Origin of the sequence: Brevinema andersonii (assembly GCF_900112165.1) — a bacterium.
Classification (GTDB): Bacteria; Spirochaetota; Brevinematia; order Brevinematales; family Brevinemataceae; genus Brevinema; species Brevinema andersonii.
Genome location: NZ_FOKY01000001.1, coordinates 247,283 through 266,798 on the forward strand (window position 1 = coordinate 247,283; position 19,516 = coordinate 266,798).

The 19,516-nt window shown below is 35.7% G+C and carries 17 protein-coding genes; 8 read left to right on the top strand and 9 right to left on the bottom strand.

The genetic code is table 11. The features are described 5' to 3' along the window. Positions 1–158 precede the first annotated feature (158 nt). The gene (locus BM018_RS01295; RefSeq protein WP_092317511.1) at positions 159–896 is read right to left on the bottom strand and encodes a hypothetical protein; all 738 of its coding nucleotides are present in this window, start codon (positions 894–896) and stop codon (positions 159–161) included. Positions 897–1,181: 285 nt separating this feature from the next. Here BM018_RS01295 and polA point away from each other — a divergent pair, with 285 nt between their 5' ends. Continuing rightward, positions 1,182–3,740: a DNA polymerase I gene (polA, locus tag BM018_RS01300; RefSeq protein WP_092317514.1), complete on the top strand. Its 2,559-nt coding sequence runs from the start codon at positions 1,182–1,184 to the stop codon at positions 3,738–3,740. 9 nt (positions 3,741–3,749) lie between these two features. Then, positions 3,750–5,441 carry an ABC-ATPase domain-containing protein gene (locus BM018_RS01305; RefSeq protein WP_092317517.1) on the top strand — a complete coding sequence of 564 codons (1,692 nt, stop codon included), beginning with the start codon at positions 3,750–3,752 and terminating at the stop codon, positions 5,439–5,441. On the opposite strand, the gene BM018_RS01310 is transcribed toward BM018_RS01305, so the two are convergent. Beyond that, the gene (locus tag BM018_RS01310) at positions 5,421–6,188 is read right to left on the bottom strand and encodes a WecB/TagA/CpsF family glycosyltransferase (RefSeq protein WP_092317520.1); all 768 of its coding nucleotides are present in this window, start codon (positions 6,186–6,188) and stop codon (positions 5,421–5,423) included. The two genes, BM018_RS01305 and BM018_RS01310, sit on opposite strands and share 21 nt — an antisense overlap. A gap of 162 nt (positions 6,189–6,350) precedes the next feature. Here BM018_RS01310 and BM018_RS01315 point away from each other — a divergent pair, with 162 nt between their 5' ends. Beyond that, positions 6,351–6,734: a hypothetical protein gene (locus BM018_RS01315; protein WP_092317523.1), complete on the top strand. Its 384-nt coding sequence runs from the start codon at positions 6,351–6,353 to the stop codon at positions 6,732–6,734. A gap of 454 nt (positions 6,735–7,188) precedes the next feature. On the opposite strand, the gene tsaB is transcribed toward BM018_RS01315, so the two are convergent. The 6 genes from tsaB to BM018_RS01345 all read right to left on the bottom strand — a co-directional run bounded on the left by tsaB (position 7,189) and on the right by BM018_RS01345 (position 11,479). After that, positions 7,189–7,902: a tRNA (adenosine(37)-N6)-threonylcarbamoyltransferase complex dimerization subunit type 1 TsaB gene (gene tsaB, locus BM018_RS01320; RefSeq protein WP_092317526.1), complete on the bottom strand. Its 714-nt coding sequence runs from the start codon at positions 7,900–7,902 to the stop codon at positions 7,189–7,191. Then, a complete protein-coding gene (locus tag BM018_RS01325; protein ID WP_092317529.1) occupies positions 7,902–8,447 on the bottom strand; it encodes an RsmD family RNA methyltransferase in 546 nt (181 codons plus the stop codon). The genes tsaB and BM018_RS01325 overlap by 1 nt, the downstream gene beginning before the upstream one ends. Then, on the bottom strand, positions 8,447–9,148 hold the full coding sequence (locus BM018_RS01330; RefSeq protein ID WP_092317532.1) for a uridine monophosphate kinase: 702 nt from the start codon (positions 9,146–9,148) through the stop codon (positions 8,447–8,449). The genes BM018_RS01325 and BM018_RS01330 overlap by 1 nt, the downstream gene beginning before the upstream one ends. An 80-nt stretch (positions 9,149–9,228) precedes the next feature. Next, a complete protein-coding gene (locus tag BM018_RS01335) occupies positions 9,229–9,732 on the bottom strand; it encodes an anti-sigma factor (protein ID WP_092317535.1) in 504 nt (167 codons plus the stop codon). Between the two features lies 1 nt (position 9,733). After that, on the bottom strand, positions 9,734–10,573 hold the full coding sequence (locus BM018_RS01340) for a hypothetical protein (protein WP_092317538.1): 840 nt from the start codon (positions 10,571–10,573) through the stop codon (positions 9,734–9,736). Between the two features lie 42 nt (positions 10,574–10,615). Beyond that, the gene (locus BM018_RS01345) at positions 10,616–11,479 is read right to left on the bottom strand and encodes a metal ABC transporter substrate-binding protein (protein WP_092317541.1); all 864 of its coding nucleotides are present in this window, start codon (positions 11,477–11,479) and stop codon (positions 10,616–10,618) included. 134 nt (positions 11,480–11,613) lie between these two features. On the opposite strand from BM018_RS01345, the gene BM018_RS01350 reads away from it, so the two are divergent. Together BM018_RS01350 and BM018_RS01355 are read left to right on the top strand one after the other, a co-directional pair. Then, positions 11,614–12,321 (top strand): hypothetical protein, encoded by a 708-nt coding sequence (locus BM018_RS01350; protein WP_092317544.1) that lies wholly within the window; start codon positions 11,614–11,616, stop codon positions 12,319–12,321. A gap of 93 nt (positions 12,322–12,414) precedes the next feature. Next, a complete protein-coding gene (locus BM018_RS01355) occupies positions 12,415–14,703 on the top strand; it encodes a helix-hairpin-helix domain-containing protein (RefSeq protein ID WP_092317547.1) in 2,289 nt (762 codons plus the stop codon). Here the strand turns inward: BM018_RS01355 and BM018_RS01360 are convergent. Further along, on the bottom strand, positions 14,693–16,396 hold the full coding sequence (locus BM018_RS01360) for a TrkH family potassium uptake protein (protein WP_092317550.1): 1,704 nt from the start codon (positions 16,394–16,396) through the stop codon (positions 14,693–14,695). The two genes, BM018_RS01355 and BM018_RS01360, sit on opposite strands and share 11 nt — an antisense overlap. A 117-nt stretch (positions 16,397–16,513) precedes the next feature. Between BM018_RS01360 and BM018_RS01365 the strand changes: the two genes are divergently transcribed. From BM018_RS01365 to BM018_RS01375, 3 genes are all read left to right on the top strand, one after another. After that, entirely contained in the window at positions 16,514–16,747 is a 234-nt protein-coding gene (locus tag BM018_RS01365) for an acyl carrier protein (protein WP_092317553.1), read from the top strand. A 105-nt stretch (positions 16,748–16,852) separates the two neighbouring features. Continuing rightward, the gene (locus BM018_RS01370) at positions 16,853–17,230 is read left to right on the top strand and encodes a hypothetical protein (protein WP_092317556.1); all 378 of its coding nucleotides are present in this window, start codon (positions 16,853–16,855) and stop codon (positions 17,228–17,230) included. Positions 17,231–17,756: 526 nt separating this feature from the next. Continuing rightward, on the top strand, positions 17,757–19,469 hold the full coding sequence (locus tag BM018_RS01375; RefSeq protein ID WP_092317559.1) for a DUF5312 family protein: 1,713 nt from the start codon (positions 17,757–17,759) through the stop codon (positions 19,467–19,469). Positions 19,470–19,516 lie beyond the last annotated feature (47 nt).

Below are 19,516 nucleotides of genomic sequence, written 5' to 3' on the forward strand. Positions count from 1 at the left end.
CTCAAATTTGAGAGGTTTTTTTATTATTTTTTTTTATTTTAGTAAAGGTATTTATTTCAAAGACCGATAAATAATTAAATTCGTTTTTATCCCCTCCCAATCTGCAAATCTCACTTAATGTGAGTACGAGGCCGGCTTTCCTCAAGCCAGCCTCGTTTTTATTTGAGCATACTGATTAACATATCCTCAAGGCTGTAGCTTACATTATTAAATTCTTGCATTTGAGACATATGACATTCATTTATCGTATAAGCTTCTTCAAAATGTATCATACCTCCCCAAATTACAACAGCACTTTGAATCACATCTCCCAAACAGACACTCAACCCACTAATAGATATAGGATTTTGAGCAAGATCATTATCTGCCAAGTTGGAAAAAATATCATCCACACTAATAACAGAAAATGTTGAATCTTTTTTCCAAGGAATAGTGACAGTATTTTTGGAAGCAAGCTCAAAAATAACACGCTGAAAAAGATTAGCTGGACGGGTTGTGTATTCAAGAATCTCAGGAATATATAAAGGAAGAATATAATAAGCTTCTTGAAAGTAATCAACAAAAGTACGATAAAAAGAAAAATTTTTTCTTAGCATATCAAAATCGGTATCGTAAGCAAAGTAGCGAATCAAACGGACTATTTTAAATTTTTTTCGCACTGATTCCAAAAAATAGTGCAATCCTGAAAAAAAACGATAAAAATAAGCTGTATTTTCTAATCCAAAACGATATAAATCAACACAACCATCAATCCACAATTCTTCAGCAGAAATATCTGACAATTGAGAAAGCTCAGTTTCGTCAAGAACAAGCCAATGATTATGAGCGCGAAAAAAAATCTTTAACGAATTCAACGGGCTGTCACTCCGCGAAATAATAACAGTTTTCACTTGCATGCACACCTCACAAAATATTATAAAGTAACCCTTGTTATTTTTCAAGACTGTTGCGCAAGAATATAAAATCATTTATAATATAAAAAAGAAGAGAAGGATACCCAAAAACGGTATATCCCCTCTCTGCAAAGATAAGAACATAACGATAGGGCCGGCTTGATAAGCGGGTCTTGAAAGGATAAAAAGATAAGTGGATAAAATAATTTATCCTTAACCTAAGTTAATCAATAAACTACCCTGAGTCAAGAATTAAAATAATAACAGAGAAATAATTACGGAGAAATCATGAAGAAAAAAATTATTTTAATAGACGCATCAGGATTATTGTTTCGGGCGTATTTCGCGATGATCCGGAACCCACTCAGAACCAGCAACGGACAATCGGTAAGTGCTACTTTTGGTTTTTTGCGGATGGTGTTTTCGTTGATAAAAAAATATCCATGCCATAGTATTGCAGCAGCATTCGACGTACCGAGAGCATCCTTGGAACGAACAAAAACTTTCAGCAACTACAAAGCAACCCGAAAAGAAACCCCTACGGATCTTGTACACCAAATCCCGATTGCAAAAGAATGTTTGGAACGGGCCGGAATCCCGGCACTGATAGTAGAAGGACACGAAGCGGATGATGTTATTGCTTCGCTAGCCAAAAAATATGGCAATAACGAAGTATTAATTTTTTCAGGAGATAAAGATTTGCTTCAATTGGTAAACCAAGATGTACATATTGCGCTTCCTGACAAAAACAGTAACGATGGCGTAATTATTCTAGATACAGAAGGTGTTAAGCAATATAAAGGAGTACGTCCTAACCAAATTGCTGATTATTTAGCAATTGTAGGAGATTCGTCGGATAATATACCAGGTGTTCAAGGGATTGGAGAAAAAGGAGCACTTGGTTTGATTCAAGAATATGGTTCGTTGGAAAATATTTATGCTAATCTTGAATATATCAAATCAACATTAGCTCAAAAACTAAGCACTAATCGAGAAAACGCTTTTCTGAGTCTTGAATTGATTAAACTTCAAGAAAATTTAGATGTTTCATTACCAAAAATTGGTGATAAATTATTAATTATGCAAGATTTCGCCAAGCCTGAATTTATCAAAAAATTACAAGAACTTGAATTATTTTCCTTGATTAAGGAAATCACAAATCATTCGGGTATTCATGAAGAAAGTCTTTTTAGCAAGGAAACAGCGACCCCTTTCATTAATAAAAAAAATTTCACAATTCTTAACAAAAGTCCTATTATCACGTTACAGAAAATCGAAAATTATATTGAAATTTCAAATGGTAGTCGTTTATTTTACCTCTCAGAAGATCAAATCCCAACATACACTGAGCAATTACAGGCACTTTTCGCTCAAAAGAAAATATCGTTTATTGCTTATGACTTAAAAATGCTAATTCATTTTTTTTTCAATTACGGGATCAGTTTGCCAGAAGCTGATGATATTAAGATTCTCGCTTATCTTCTGAATCCTGAACGCAGTAACTATCAAATCACCGATTTGAGTATCACCTATTTAGGAGCCTATGACAAAACAGGTCTTTGTTTTGAGGCGCTAAAAAAAGAAATGGGACGTGAATTAGTGATTCAAGGGATGTGGCAAACAATTTATATTGATATTGAAAAACCTTTAGTGCCTCTCCTAGCGGATATTGAAACAAAAGGTGTACGCATTGATCAAAAAAATCTTAATCAACTATCTCAGCAAATCGAAGAAGACTTGAATATTCTAACCCAAAAAATCTACCATTTAGCAGGACGGGAATTTAATATTTTATCGCCGAAACAACTGGGACAGATTTTATTTGAAGATTTAGGGTTAAAACCTCAGAAAAAAACAAAAACAAAAAATTTTTCAACAGACGAAGAAACATTAGAAATACTAGCATTTATCCATCCATTACCTAAAGAAATCTTGCAATATCGCAGCCTCTCTAAGCTTAAGAATTCTTATACAGACGCACTTCCGAAACTTGCGGACTCTCAAAGTCGCGTCCATACAACGCTGCATCAAACAGTAACTGCTACGGGACGGTTATCATCAGGCGATCCGAACCTTCAAAACATTCCTATCCGAACCGAACTAGGACGTGAAATCAGACATGCCTTTATTGCTAGTCCAGAAAATATATTAGTCAGCGCAGATTATTCGCAAATTGAACTTCGATTATTTGCTAGCCTCTCGGACGACAGTATGATGAAAAAATTCTTTCTTAATGGGGGTGACATCCATAAACATACAGCTGCAGCGATGTTTCACAAATCGGAATCGGAAATTGATGACCACATGCGCCGAGCGGCAAAAACAATTAATTATGGGATCAGCTATGGTATGAGCGCATTTCGACTCTCAAACGAATTGGGTATTGAATTCAGTGAAGGTAAAAAATTTATCAATTCTTACTTCGAAACTTTTCCAGGCGTCTTAAAATTCATGACGCAAACATTAAATTTTGCATCAGAAAACGGTTACGTTAAAACATTACTCGGACGTCGGCGTCCAACACCAGAACTTTTCGGCAAAACTCCTGATAAAATTACAAATCTCAGCCATCCATCACGGTTCGCGATTAATGCAGTATTGCAGGGTACAGCAGCTGATATTATAAAAATAGCAATGCTGCGAGCAGCACATCTTATTGCAGAAAAGTATCAAAATTCCGCATTTATGATTCTGCAGATTCATGATGAACTTCTTTTCGAAACTCACGAAACAGTTGCGGAAAGCTTTGCGGCAGACCTCAAAAACGTAATGCAAAATGTAATTGAGCTTTCCGTACCGCTCGAGGTTGAAGTCGGCATTGCCAAGAATTGGCGTGATGCTCATTAGAGAAAATCAATGAATAATTTAGAAACAAAACTATACCGACTCAATAAGTGCAAATACCCGCTTTACAAGGCCATTTTGGGGAAATATCAAGGACAAAATTTTCAATTTTGTGTCGATTCAGTACAACCGGATCCATTTGCTCCTCCATCTAAAATACGTGTGCTTATTCCGTTTGAAATGACTCATTTTTCTCAGGATTTTATCTCTGGTACCATAAAAACTGAAGCCTTTTGTGATGCTATAGGACGTATTTTTGCAGAAAACATCCGTATGTACGTCAAAGAGAATCGTGGATCTGGCAACAGTGGATTTTGTGGAATTCGCTACGGAAAACAAAAAATCATCCCTTCAAATGCTGTTATCATCAATAATAAAAATGAAATCGAATTAAAAATACTAGCAGGATTACCAGGCTTTGGACGCAACATTGCAGCCAAAGAAGCATGCGCTCTACTTATCCATGAAATTCCCAAAGTTATTCAATCAACATTTTATTCGGGCAATTATTTTAACTACATATCTGAATTTATCAGCCTTTATCAACGGCAAGAGTATTTGCGTGCCGAATGCAAAAAAAAGAATCTTATTGCTTTTATTGCAAATGGATCTTTACTGGCGCGAGAATCGTCTGTCAGTGATAAGCCCATGAAAAATGCCATAAAATTTCAGTCGCCTAAAAGCCTTGAACAAACATTAACACTAAGCGACGGCTTTTCTATCACTGGCATGGCTATCCCTAAAGGTATCACTCTAATTGCTGGCAGCGGATATCATGGAAAATCAACATTGCTTAATGCTTTAGGACATGCTATTGTCAATCACATTGCAGGAGACGGGCGGGAATTTTGTTTTGTCGACCGAGATGCCGTATTTTTACGTGCTGAAGACGGTCGTCCTATTGCTGGTGCTGATATTTCTCCGTTCATCAACAATTTACCCAATAATCGATCATCAAAACAATTTGAAACTAATAATGCCAGCGGTTCAACATCACAAGCAGCTAATTTAATCGAAGCTCTTGAAGCTGGAACACGAGTTTTCTTAATTGACGAAGATGTTTCTGCTACTAATTTTCTTATTCGCGACCCCAGAATGAGTCTATTAGTAAACGACACAGACGAGACCATTACGCCATTGACAGCAGCCATTCCGTTTTTAAAACAACAAGAGGTCTCTATTATTATGGTCACTGGAGCACTTGGCGATTTCATAAACTTAGCTGATCATGTTATTGTTGCGCATGACTATCAATATCAGGACGCAACAATTCAAGCTCGAGAAATCGCACAACGATATCCTTTGACAGCAGTTGACTTTAGTGAATTTAAATTCAGCAGCAACCGAAAAATCATGTACAATCTATCTTATGACGGCAAAAAAAATAAACCTTTTCTCAAAAGTGAAAATTCAAAAATATTGTTTGGAAAAAAAACTATAGACTTAACCTTATGGCCTCATTTGTTTGATATCTCTCAGTATGAAACCTTGGGTGCTATTTTAGCTTATGCGAACGATAAAGGCTACTTTAAAGAACCAATTATCAAAGTATGGGACCTCATTAGCAAAGACATTCATCAGTATGGTTGGGATATTTTCTCAACAACAAGCTCAGAATCATGGAGATATATAGTTGCAACACGACCTGTGGATTGGCATGCAGCTTTATGCAGGCTACGTAATTTAAGAACGGTTATTTCCTAGCTTTTTCTGCTGCCCTGTCACTACATACCAAAAATACATAATAATTAGCACAAAAAATCGGAAAATTTTGGCAATATTAAAAGGATGAGTTAGTATTTCATGAAGCCCTAAAAGGCCTTTATCCTGCATGGAAAGCGGCGGAACTGATTTGCGGCCTGCGATAATTTCAAAACTATCATCACAGCCGATAACGACACCGTTCTTGAAAAGTGCAAAATTTTTATTAATCCATAATTCTTGATATTTGTCATTACCTAAGTTGAACAAACCTAAATTAGCTGCTGTTTTGCGGATAGCAATAAACACTTTTCCCATTTCTTTCAGTGCAATTTTTTCAGGATAAGCACTGACAATGCGAATACCTTGAAATGATTTACTGACTTTTTGAACGGTTGTAAACAGAATATTTTTAGTGGAACCATAAAAACTAACCATCGATTGACATTCTGATGCCACAGATAATGCATCCAAAACATAAGTAACTGCCAATGCAGGCTTAATGACTTTGCCGTACATATGATAAGAAAACCACGAAACCAAACTGGAAGCACAAAGCACTACTTCTGCTTGATTAATTGTTTCAAAAAGTTCGCGGTTAAAAAGCGCTTGAAAAAATTTTTTTTCCGTAAGGATAATAATCCGAGCATATTTTTTATGATGAAATCTATCATATAAATAATTCCGCCATTCATCTCGGGACACATCTGTAACCTTTACTTTAAATATTTTATATTCGGAAAATTTCATATATCCTCTTAAATGCCATTCTATACATTATGAATCGTTTTTTTCAATTTGTCAACAGAAACATATTTGCTCAAAATTCCTAATGAAATGCCGAGATTTTCTTAACTGAAAAAAAATTTTACAGAGCTAAAGATTTAACATATACTTTTAAAAGAGGTATTAATGAGAAAATCTATCACTTTAATAATGCTGGCATCGTGCAGCGTACTACCGCCAAACTATCAACAAATGCTTATCGGCTCATGGAGTAGTATAGAAACTATTAATATTTCAGGCGGAGATACGGATAATATCATTTACAACTCAACCTATGCAGCCGATGGTTCCTATCGTATTGAAGTAAACCATCCTGTACAAGGCATCAAAATTAGCAATTTTATCTACAAAACTGGTTATCTTTCGCCTCATCCGTCAATAACACTGCTTGATCCCACCACTTTTCAAGCAGCATCACTTCCTATTTACTATTATTTTTCTAACAATATGCTGGTAACATCTACTAACTCAAATTTCCGGCTCGACCGAATATGGACCCGAGTACCCTGATATTCTAAGTTTAGTTATACAGGTTCTTTTTTAGAATTTTTTTTTCTTATACATTACCATCCAAACTTATAAGTATATTAAATATTTAAAACTACAGTGAAATAGAGTAATTTCAATGAAATATATGAAAAAATATCAAAAATTTTAATCAATAGCTTTATAATTTCTTTTTTATTTCCGTTGAGATCTATATAAATTTTTAAAAAAATTCTTGACTTATTTTAATACCTGACCGATAATAATTTGAACTTTCCTTCTTCTGAATCCATTGGACATTTTTTCTCGTTTTAAAAAAAACGTGTTGTGCGTCTTTGACCTCAAATTAGTTAGGATCACCTGCAGTGGTCGTACGATTTCGGTCATGGATGTGCATTCGGATATCCAGGAAAGAAGGAAAGTTCAGCGTACGGCCCTGCAGGATTTTTTCGCCGTACAAAACTTTATTTTCCCGTCTTCATAGGTGATTGGGAAACCCAAGCGGCATACTACGGTGTGCCATTTTTAATGCTTCCTCAGCTGCGCTAAGTCGCAAATACTGAGGTACTATACATTCTAATCCATCTTCTGACGGTTTGAAAAATTTTAACCTCTTATTTAACAATTCTTTAAATCCACTGGCTTGAGTATCCTGTTGAAAAAATGCATCCGGTAGAAAATCATATAAAAATTCCATACCATTGCCTATTACCATAACTTTTTTAGCGGCAAGCTTGCTAGCCAAACATTTTATTTCATCTGCCCAAACGGCTGGAAAAACATCAATATCCGCAGCAACACGTTGCCCATCAAAAAATGCAGCAGTAAAAATTTTTTTCATTTTAGCATCCATACAAGGTACTACTAATGTTTGGGAATCAAAATTGGCAGACAAAGCCAGAACCTCAAGCGAGGATACCACCCCTAATAACTTATCTCCTAACCATGCCCACGTCCGAACGACAGAAAAACCAATACGCAATCCCATAAACGAACCTGGACCTCCTCCAAGAACAAAAGCATCAATATTATGCAGAGACAATTGATTTTCCTGCAAAAGATTATCAACCTGAGGAATTATTTCAGTCTCCAAGTTATGCACCTCAATATCTCGAACATCAGTATATGTAGGATTTTTCAAAGCCAGCAGCATTTTTTTTGCATTTGATGTATCTATTCCCAAAATATTCATTATTTCATCCTTCTATAAACAGAAAGCATGGTATCCCCGTAATGTTTCACAGAATCCAACCCTGAAAGCTTTGATAAACAGTCTTCGGGTATATTGGAACCATGCTCTAGCACAAAAACACCATTTTCGGCCAGTAAGCTTTTTGCCTGATCATAGAGAATTTCTAGTATATCAGGTGTATCAGCATAGAACGGATCCGCAAAAATAACATCAAACCGTTCTCCTGAAAATAAAGATCCTGCCTTCAATGCATTTCCTCGCAATGCTATTCCTTCTTGGACGGAGCAACCTACATTCTTAAGATTCTGCCTTAAAGTGTTGAACATTGTATTATCGCGCTCAACAAAAGCTGCAAACGAAGCTCCTTCTGACAAAGCAGTAATACCAACTATCCCTGAACCCGCAAACAAATCCAAAAAACGTATCCCCGAAATAGGCCGCAACATATTAAATAAAGCTTGACGAACTTTATCAGAGGTTGGTTTTAATTTCCATTCAGGCGCCAGAATAGTGCGCCCTTTCCATTTTCCTGAAGTCACTTTCATTAAGATACCAGTGTGCCAACAGATTGACCAGCAATAATAGAGCTTAACTGGCCGTCTTGGAAAATATCTGTAACCCGAATAGGAAGCTTATGCTCCATAGCCAGCGATGTAGCCGTCCAATCCATAACATTAAGTTTTTTTTCAAGGATTTCTTCATAACTGATAGTTTCATAACGTTTGGCATCCGCAAACTTCAAAGGATCTTTATCATATACACCGTCAACTTTTGTTGCTTTGATCATCAGGTTAGCATTGATCTCAAGGGCCTTCAGCACTCCAGCCGTATCTGTCGAAAAAAACGGGGCTCCCGTCCCGCCTGCAAATAAAATCAGTTTATTTTTCGAAAAAGCATCCTGTATTTGGTCAGGATCAAGTTTTGCAACCATGCCTTCAATAGGGAAAGAACCACAAATAACACTTTGTACTTGAAAATCACGAAACAATACATTTTGAAGTGCAAGTGCATTTACTACAGTGCCAAGCATCCCTATAGAATCAGCACGGACACGATCAAGAAATTGAGAAGTTGCACCCCGCATTACATTGCCAGCACCAACAACTATTCCAGCTTGAACACCCAACCTATTAACGGTTTCCAAATGAGCGCAGACCGAATGCATATTTTCCGCTGCAAGGCACATACCAGCCCCGTCTCCTAAAATTTCACCGCTAATTTTAATTAGTACCCTATCGTACATCATAGAATTTCCTTAATTAATAATATATATTTTACGATAAAAAAACTTACGGCGCAATATTTTGAAAAAACTTTTATATTAACTTAAAATAGAGAAACAGATACTGACTGAGACTGGTATCGAATAAGATAGGCACCGTTTTTAATATAAAATGCATTATCACCTTTTTGAAGCGATTCGGTAATAACTCGACCACTGATCGTTTCCTTAAGCAGAAACTCTCTATCTTGGTCTGCATGAACTGTAAATAAATATTGGGACTCTTTAACCATTACCATAGAAATTTGAAGATCTAAAAATTGAAATGTATTATTTTGAACAATATCAGCATCACGATAATAAACTTCCAAGCCACCTAAATCTTCAACTTTGCCTGCCACAAAGGGCCGAAAAATATCTTTTACCCTCACCCACGACAATTCATTCTTATCCGATGACATTCGGGCTTCTATTTTTGACAATTCTAGCAAATAATCCAGAACCTCAGGATTTTCCCTGAGATAGCAGTCTATTTCATGTTCTAATTCTGGAGGAAGTTTCCTCTCCAGATAGAGCTGCAACGTATATATATCGTATTTTCGATTCATGTCATTGCTCACCTCTTTCCTTTAACATAATATACCTAGTTTTTGATTTCAAATACTTCAGCATACGGTAGGCAGCATTATAATTCGGAAAAAGTTTCACAAAAATCTTAAACATATTTTTTTCAGCTCTTTGTATTTTTTTAATGACTTTGCTTTTCCTATTATTCAACCGCACTATTTTAGATAAGAGTTGACAATGTAGGTCTGTGTCATTTTTTTTGTTTTTCTTGATAATATTTTCGAAATGTGCAATCTTGATATTGATTTTATCAAGATATGAACCTTGTCGTTCACGATATTGGAGGCCCAGCTCATTAAAAGTGAGAAGTTCCTTATGGATATTGATCAATTGTACCATCATACAGGATGTATGTTTTTCAAGAATAATCAAGTCATCTGACGTTACTTCCATAGGATTATAATAAAATTTTAGCAAGCAGGCTTCATACGGTTCTAGCTTATCGGTAACTAGTTTAAGTTTCTGCGAAAAATCAGTATAATCGGTCTCTTGTACTTCAACATCTTCAAACAAAAATCCCGTTTCTGTATTAACAGTACTTTGTTTGCAAAAATCATGGTATTTATTTAGCAGAACATGGTTAAACCAGGTTTTAAATTGAACCTGACTATTTAAAGGATAGGAATGAATGATGTTTTTGATCTGATTTTGAACAAAAAGATAATATTCCGAACATAAATCAGCTCCACATTTATAATTCCATTTCGGAAAATAATAAATATAAACACCTAGTTCCTTAACGATATTTTGAAATTCTTCTTCAGCATTGGTTTCTCGGTAGAGCTTTATCAATGCTCTAATCTTTGCAGAATCTATATCCATGAGCACCCGTTATTGATAAGATTTCCCCAATACCGTGTGATTTTATTTTTTAACAGAACTTAAAATTTTATACCCATTTTCACGGAGAATGCCAGTAATATCTGAATTTCCATCTTCGGTTGACAAAGGATTCAAAAAAATGACCGGTGCTTTTATTTCTTTTGAAAGAACGTTCATAACTGGCGACATACCTTCAAATGCATCTGCAATTAAAAGCAAATTCCCTGATGTACGCGCATCCTTGACTAATGAAACCATTTTTTGTAGGGATATTTGCTGCTGTTCAAATTGTTGGACGCTTCCGATAATGTCAATACCAAGTTCATCAAAAAAATAATCCCATACTGCGTGTTGCTGTATAATTGAAATTTTCTGATTTTGAAAAGCATTTTTGAGTTCATTTTGTAGCATATTGAGTGAATTGACAAATTTCTGTGTGTTTTCAGCAAAAATTTCACTATGTTGTGGCAACTTACTGCTGAGAATTGAATTTACCCCATATGCCAGTCCCTTAGAATGTTCGAAAGAAAGCCATAAATGTAAATTTTCACAATGAACATCATGATCATAGTGTTCATGTTTTTTGTCAGCCTCGTGTGCTAAATAAAAAACTTTTCCAGATCTGGGGTCTTTCGGAACAATTTGAGCATCGAAATCAGGGTGCAGGGCTATTATCAAATCAGACTTTTCTATTTTTACTGCATCTGATGGCTTAAGCGCAAACATATGGGGATCAGCATCTGTTGGAATCAGAGCTTCAACAGAAACTAAATCTTTTCCTACAGCCCGAATCAATGAAGCTACAGGGGCTACTCCCGTAATTACTGACAGCCCTTTTGTTTCATACCTTTCGCAAGCAGCAACACAACAAATAAAAACAAAACTTATTGAATTTAATCGATGCATAAGTAACTACCTCCTTAATTTATAAAGTTAGATACTTCCACAATAAAAGACTTTTATTATATTAAAAATATATGCTATAATATTATATAATCATAATGTTTTAATCGCAAATTTAATAGCAAAAGGGAACAATTGTGAAAAATAATATGACAAAATTATATTTTACTGCTTTGCTGATCACCCTACCTCAAATGATATTTGCACAAAGACAAAGAGTAATAGAAGAATACTACCAAGAAGAAAATACCACCAAAAACAGATTTCCTATATACTTTGGATTAATGAACCGAATTAGCGGTATTTCTACTATTGGCGGTGCTGTTATGCAGCACACATCTGTTAATTATTGGTTTCTTTTCGAATTAATGGCATGGGTCCATCCCAAAATTCATCTTTATACACAACTTAGAGTTTTAGTGCCTATTACTTATTCTACAGGCCAGCTGTCGCATACACTGCCTATGATTTCGATGAATAATATCCAGTTAGGAACATTGTTAGGTCTTGGTAGAACAGTTTACAGTGAAAAAATCCATGGCAGAGGTTGGGAAGTAAACGTAAATGGTGGATTAGTGATTGATTTTGGTATCCATAATTCTCATTATCCTGCAGGAGTCACTTTTTCAACACAAGAAATTTTACGTCAATTTTTTTCATTAGGTGTTGAAATCAATATAAGGGGACGTTATCATTTCTCGGAACGATTTTCATTGGTGGTTGGTGCGGATATCGGTTATATTGCTTCTTTGAACGGGGGAGATTCCTTCCTTATCCAATACAGCTCATTTACAACATCTTACCACACCTTAAATTATGGTGCATCGATAGGATTGAATTTTTAATATCCAAATTTTTCACCCTAATCCTTTACAATATCAAAAATGTAGTATATAATAAATAATCTATTAGGTGATTTTTGCAGACTGGGAGGAATAATGGCTTTAACGGAAGAATTTATCGAGAGTCTGTCTATAGACAGTTCAGATATTTTGAGGAGAATATCTGATAATTTAGATATAGATCCAGCAAAAGTAAAAGCTACATTAACACTTTTTGCAGAGGACTGTACGGTACCTTTTATTGCACGCTATCGTAAAGAAGTCACTGGTAATCTTGATGAAACAAAGATCCGGTCCATAGAACATCTTAATAAATCGCTCATCAATCTTGAAACGCGTCGTATCGAGATCACCAAAGCTATTTTTAATCAGGGCATGCTTACAGAAGAATTATTTTCAAACATTAATCAATGCAGTACTCAAACAGAATTAGAAGATATTTATGCACCTTACAAACGCAAGAAAAAAACACGCGGCATGAAAGCTGTAGAAGCTGGTCTCGAGCCATTATCAGAGCTAATTCTAAATGGAACAAGCGATACAGAATTAGCCACAAAAGCCGCAGATTTTATCAATGAAGAACATAACATTTTGACAGCAGAAGATGCTCTCCAAGGTGCAATGGATATTATTGCTGAGCGTGTTTCTCAAGATATGGATAGTAGAACCGCTATTCGTGAATTCATTATCAAACACGGTCAGTTGCGTGTTACAGGCAACAAAGATAAAGAAACCAGTGTCTATGGAATGTATTACGACTATCGAGAACCATTATCAACAGTCAAACCACACCGGATTCTAGCAATAAATCGCGGTGAAAAAGAAGAAGAACTTTCTGTTAAAATTGAATTTGATGAAGAAAATGCTTTTCAAAACATTTTATCACGTTACAGCATAGGTAATAAAGCACATCAGGAAGCAATTCTTGACGGTTTAAAACGCCTGCTGATACCAGCCGTGCTGCGGGAAATTCGATCTAATTTTACAGACTCAGCCGACAAACATGGTATTGGACTTTTCTCTGCAAACCTTCAGAATCTGCTACTCCAAGCACCGATCAAGCGCACCCGTATTTTAGCTATTGATCCTGGTATCCGTACAGGTAGTAAAGTTACCACATTAGATGAAAATGGTAAATATTTGGAATATTTTACATTCTATCAGCACAAAGCTGAGGAAGCCAAAGCCATGATTGCTGCAGCTGTCAAAAAACATAAAATCGAACTTATTGCTATAGGCAATGGCACAGGCACTTATGAAGTACAAGAGATTGTCTCAGGAACAATAAAAGAATCAAGATTGGATATTCCATTTACGGTAGTAGCAGAGGATGGAGCAAGCGTATATTCCGCATCGCCAATCGCAAAAGAAGAGTTTCCTGATTTAGATGTCAGTATTCGTGGAGCTATTTCTATTGGCCGCCGCTTGCAGGATCCTTTAGCAGAACTTGTTAAAATTGATCCCCAATCAATAGGTGTTGGACTCTATCAACATGATCTTAATCAAAAAGAACTAGCAGAATCTCTTGACGAAACAGTGGAATCGGTAGTCAATCGAGTTGGTGTCAACATAAATACGGCTTCATATTCTTTGTTGAAGTACGTTTCAGGGGTAAAGCTGCCGCTAGCAAAGAAAATTATCTCGCATCGTGATAAAAACGGTGCTTTTAAGAACAGGCTTGAACTTTTAAAAGTCAGCGGCATGGGCGAAAAAACCTTCGAGCAAGCTGCAGGATTTCTCAAAATCCCGGAAAGCAGTGAGATTTTGGACAATACATGGGTTCATCCGGAAAATTATGAATTAGCACGTGAAATTTTAGAAACAATCCGGTTAGGAAAGCAACCATCAAAAGAACAAAAAGATGCTTGGAAAGAGAAATACAATATAGGCGAAACAACTATCACTGACATTTTACTAGAGCTACAAAAGCCTGCTCGCGATCCACGTGAAGATTATCCTGGTCCGATCATGCAAAAAGGAGTGACAACATTTGAAGATTTACGTATTGGGATGACAGTTACAGGTAAAATTAAAAATGTTGTCGATTTTGGAGCATTTGTTGATTTGGGAATCAAAGAAACAGCGCTCTTACATCTTTCAGAGATAAGCAATCATTATATTGAAAGTCCCATGGATGTTGTCAAAGTTGGGGATATTATTTCAGCAAAAATCATTGATATAGACGAAAAAAGAAAACGTATTAGTTTGTCGATGCGATCAGAAGAAAAAAGTAACATCAATAGGCATCAGCCAGTCGAAAAAAAGGGCCCTAAACAAAAACCTGTAAATAATTCAATCAAAATCCAACAAAACGACTCTGGAAAGTTAACTCATAATCCGTTTGCTGAAGCTTTTGCGAAAAAAAGTAGAAACCTCAACCAATAGGCAGATCTTCAATCGGTGTGCGGATCAAACTTTTCTTTGCAGTTCTACCAATTAAGGCAAGCATGACTGTTGTTGGACCAACACGTCCAAGAATCATAGTAATGGCAATCAAAATTTTCGAAAAAGTGCCCAAAAACGGTGTTATGCCGGTAGAAACACCGACGGTTGCATAGGCGGATACAGTTTCGTAAAGAGCATCAGATAAGGAAAAAGGTTCAATAGCACAAATCAATAACGTAGTACCCGTAATCCAGATCATTGAATTAAAAATCAATGTCCATGCTTGAAAAACAATTGATCCAGCTACACGTCGTCCGTAAATAATAATATCATTATTATGAGTGACTGTCTGAGAAATAGTTGCCAAAATGATCATAAAAGTAGTTGTTTTGATGCCGCCGCCAGTTGAGCCCGGTGACGCACCTATATACATCAATAGCACAGACATAAAACGCGAAGCTTGGTTGCTTTCGGAAATATCGACAGAATTAAAGCCAGCTGTTCTGAGGTTGACGGAAGCAAAAAGCGAACTTAAAAATTTTTCTTTGAGACTCATTCCGAACAGAATATTATTATTTTCCAGGATCCAAAAAAGCACTGTTCCGATCACAATGAGCACTAGCGATACACGCAAAGCGATCAAGCTTTGAAGGCGGAGTTTAACGGTTTTCTGTTCGAAATAGCGTTTTATATCCTGCCACACAGCAAAACCCATCCCTCCAATAACAATAGCCGACATTAAAGCAAAATTTACCCAAACATCGTTACGATACTGGACGAACGAATCAGAAAACAACGAAAAACCTGCATTACAAAAAGCTGAAATAGCATGAAAAACCGAAAAAAATACGGCATCAGTAAAAGACATTTGAGTAATGAAGCGTCCAAACAAAATTATAGCAATGATTAGTTCGACAGCGAGAGTAAATCCCAGCACAAATTGCAAAAACTGCACCAATGAGTAATCACCTTCTTGAGCACCGAATGCATCCTTAGCAGATAGCTGACTGCGTACAGACAAATTTTGGCCAATCAGGTTGACAAAAACACTAGTAATAGTAACCAATCCGAGAGAGCCTATTTGAATGAGAACCAAAATCACAATCTGCCCGAAACGCGAAAACTGAATTGCTGTATCGATGACAATAAGACCAGTCACACAAACAGCGGAACACGCAGTAAAAAAGGCATCAATTAGCGAAATATTAGAACCGGGGACAGCACTGGATATCGGCAGCACTAAAAGCCCCGTACCCAGCATAATAACCAGCAGAAATGACAAAATAATGGTAAGCCGAGAATCGAGCTTAAATTTTGCGATTGCTCGGAAAGAACGGCGCAAATTTTGATAAAGATAAATAGCAATAATAGCAAGAGTTACCGCTGAGAAAAGTGTCTGCGTACGAAATGTGTTATCGATTAGGAATATTTCAAAATTTGCAGATTTGATGAAAAGAACCCAAAATAACAAAAAAAGAGACGGATAAGCAAAAGTTGAATTCTTATAAATAGTAAAACGAATAAAACTGACTCCAATATGAAGGACACACATTAGCAAACTGAGATTCAGCCAAAACGGCAGGTGAACCACGGGAATTTCAAGAATGCCTTGGATTAGGAAAAATGATGTTATCGAAAGAATAATAATACGGACTAGCGCCAAAACAGTAAAAAATTTTTGAAGATATATCATAAAGGCCTCTTTGCGAGAATTAAACAAAAAGAGAAATTTATTAAAAATTATCGTAAAAAACCTTGCAAAAAGCAAGTTTTTAAGTCACAATATTAAGGAAATTATTTGGAGGTTGTAATGTCCGATACTTTTAATAAAGTAAAAGCGTTGATTATCGAAAAGCTCAACGTAAATCCTAGCGATGTTACTGAAACCGCAACTTTTATCGAAGATTTAGGTGCGGATTCTTTGGATATTGTAGATTTTGTGATGGCTCTTGAAGAAGAATTTGGAGTTGATATTCCCGATGAAGAAGCACAAAAGATCAAAACGGTCAAAGATGCCGTTGATTTTATTGAAAAAAACTGTTAATATATACATCTTCAGGGTTTAAGCGGGCTAAACATAGCCCGTTTCTTTATACCCCTTGATTTTCTTGCTAATAAGTATTATAATTTAAAAAACAAGGCAATTGTTTTGCCAAAAATTGTAAAAGTAAGGACATTTTTCGATAACATTGTAAAATATTATCTTATTAATTCAAAGACTACGTTACAAAAAGGAATGCTTTTCGTTGCCACAACAAAATTCGGACAAGATCTAACGGAAATAACTTGTCCCAAATGCAAAACAATCAGCAACCAAGAGCGGGAAGAAATACTCCAATTTTATAGAACAAACAAAAAAAAATCTATTTTTTTTGAACCTGTGCTCGATCATCCTGCAAAAGATTTTGAAATAAAAAATTATCATACCAACCAGACTTATGCTCAGGAGCACATGAAAATTCTTAAGCAAAAAATTGAAGAATATAATCTCGAAATGAAAATAATCTCTCTATTATCTGCTGAGTAAAGAAAGGTTCGTATGTATCTATACAGCCGAAAAAAAAGAGTAGATTTTCGTGAATTTGTAAAAGATATTAGGTCGATAATCAAACAGTGGATAGAAATGTTTCAAATAGATATTCGTGAAGCTGTCAGCCTATTAGGAACATACGGATGCTGCAGAAGAATGTTATGCTGCAGTTTAGGGTGTGCTCTATTTCAGAATTGCCACAAGAAAAAAGAACAGCTGTTAAAAAATTCCCGGAAAATCTGCTAAAATTTTTGGGGGGGCTTTGCGACAAAACCAAATGTTGTATGACTTACGAATTGTAAACATACCATACAGAAAAAGAACTTTTTCCTGAAATTGGTTTTGTTGTAGATAGCAGACAGCAAGATTATACTGTAAAGGAAACAAATTTTTTAAGAAACAGTATTATTTTGGCATATGAAGACGGTACTATGGAATGCCGGCTCTAGGATATAAAAATAGTATATCAAGGCAGAGATATTCATCATATTCACAAACCCTGCTTTGAATAAAGGACCAAGGTGTGATCGGAACAGAACAATCACCAGCTACAGGCGAATCCAACGAATACATAGGTATCAACTTTTTTAATGAATTTGATGAACATGATGAAGTATTTCAAAAAATCTACCAGGATATGAGTCCTTGGCAGAAATTTTTAAGGAATATCATAAAAATATTTAACAAAAATAAGCTACGGGCATTTTATTTGAAATGCGGGTTGAAGCGCATTGAAAAGGATCTCCATGAAACGCTACCCAATTGGTATATTGCACATAGTAAAGCACTAGGACCTAAATTTGCAGATACTCTCTATGAGTTTACGCGTGCTCTAGCTATCATAGCTCCCATTTTAAAAGCCACTGTTATCAATTCTAACATCAAAACTTGCACAATATCCATAGAACCATGCTTGTTAGAAATTGTTTTTTATGCTTTATATGGTGAAGATTCAGTCAAAAATTATCCTTTTTCGGCTGAGGAAATAGAGCATTTTTTGAAAGAAACATCTATCGGTTCCTCCGATAGAAAAATTAAAATTAAAATACAAAATTTTTTGGAAGATTTTTCGGAATCAGACTTTGAGTCGATCGACTATTATTATACAAATTTTATTTATCTAAGCCGGAATTTATCAGTACCATTGATGGATTTTCTGAGACGTTTTAATATCCACGCATCGCTCCAGCAGGAAAATAACAACTGGAGTCCCGTAACTTTATCCGCAATTTCCCACTACTTGGAAAAGTTATATGTAGCAATTATGCTTGTTGATCTGAATAAAATTGATTTTTTTCGGCTCGACCAGCTGCAAAATGCCCGATTCCTAATTGAAAAAGGCTCCAAAGAACATCCCATTGATAACGCTATTCTCGAAAAAGCATGGAATACAATAATTGATACCATTGGAACATTTAAAATAAATAATAATCTACTCAAACTTATCCAGCTTGCACACAAAGACCCCGGTTACCGCATCAGCTATCAAAAAGCCCACTTTAATATTCACGAAAGGTATATTAAAATCTTAAAAGAACGAGTCTTCGGCATTGTTAAACGCACAGCACGAAACTCGCTGAAACAAGAAATGCAAAATTTAGTGCAAAATATTATCTCAACAGGAACAAATAATCAAGATTTAACGAGTGTAGGAGTATTTACAGTAAGCAATTCAGACAAAATTCATGAGGTAATATCAGAAGGATTCGCTCATGTTCATGTAATTACTTTGATGCAGATTTTTATTGTCAAATTTTACAAGCCTTGGTTGAAAGTCCTGCTAGGATCATGCACAGTAAATGCACAGTTTACGCAACCTTCTGTTAGTACTGAACTCAATTCGGTTTATAAGGTTCTCAACAAAATTACAGATCAGTTTAACCAATTTGTGATTGATGTGCATCCGACTTCGTCTATGGGGCTAAGGATCACAAAACTCCTTGAAGCCCATAAACACAGTCGCAGCGACAAACATCTTTTAAAAGTTTTCACGGAATCGCTTAATAAACAGGCAGATACTTTAGTGCGAGAATTTGCAGGAATTTTTTCGCCGTTGCAGAATTTTATTTCTCTGCTTCTTAAGGATATGCAACAAAATTCAAAATCCTTCATTACCAATATCAATACGCTTAAGGTTCTGCAGGAGCCTGAGACAGTAAGAAAATTACAAGAACTCAAAAATTTCAGCACCAATGTAATGGAACTGCTGAATATTTCTACACAGGAACAAGTCTAAACAAAAATTTACGCTTATATTTTATTAGGAGTTTGTGAATAATTTTC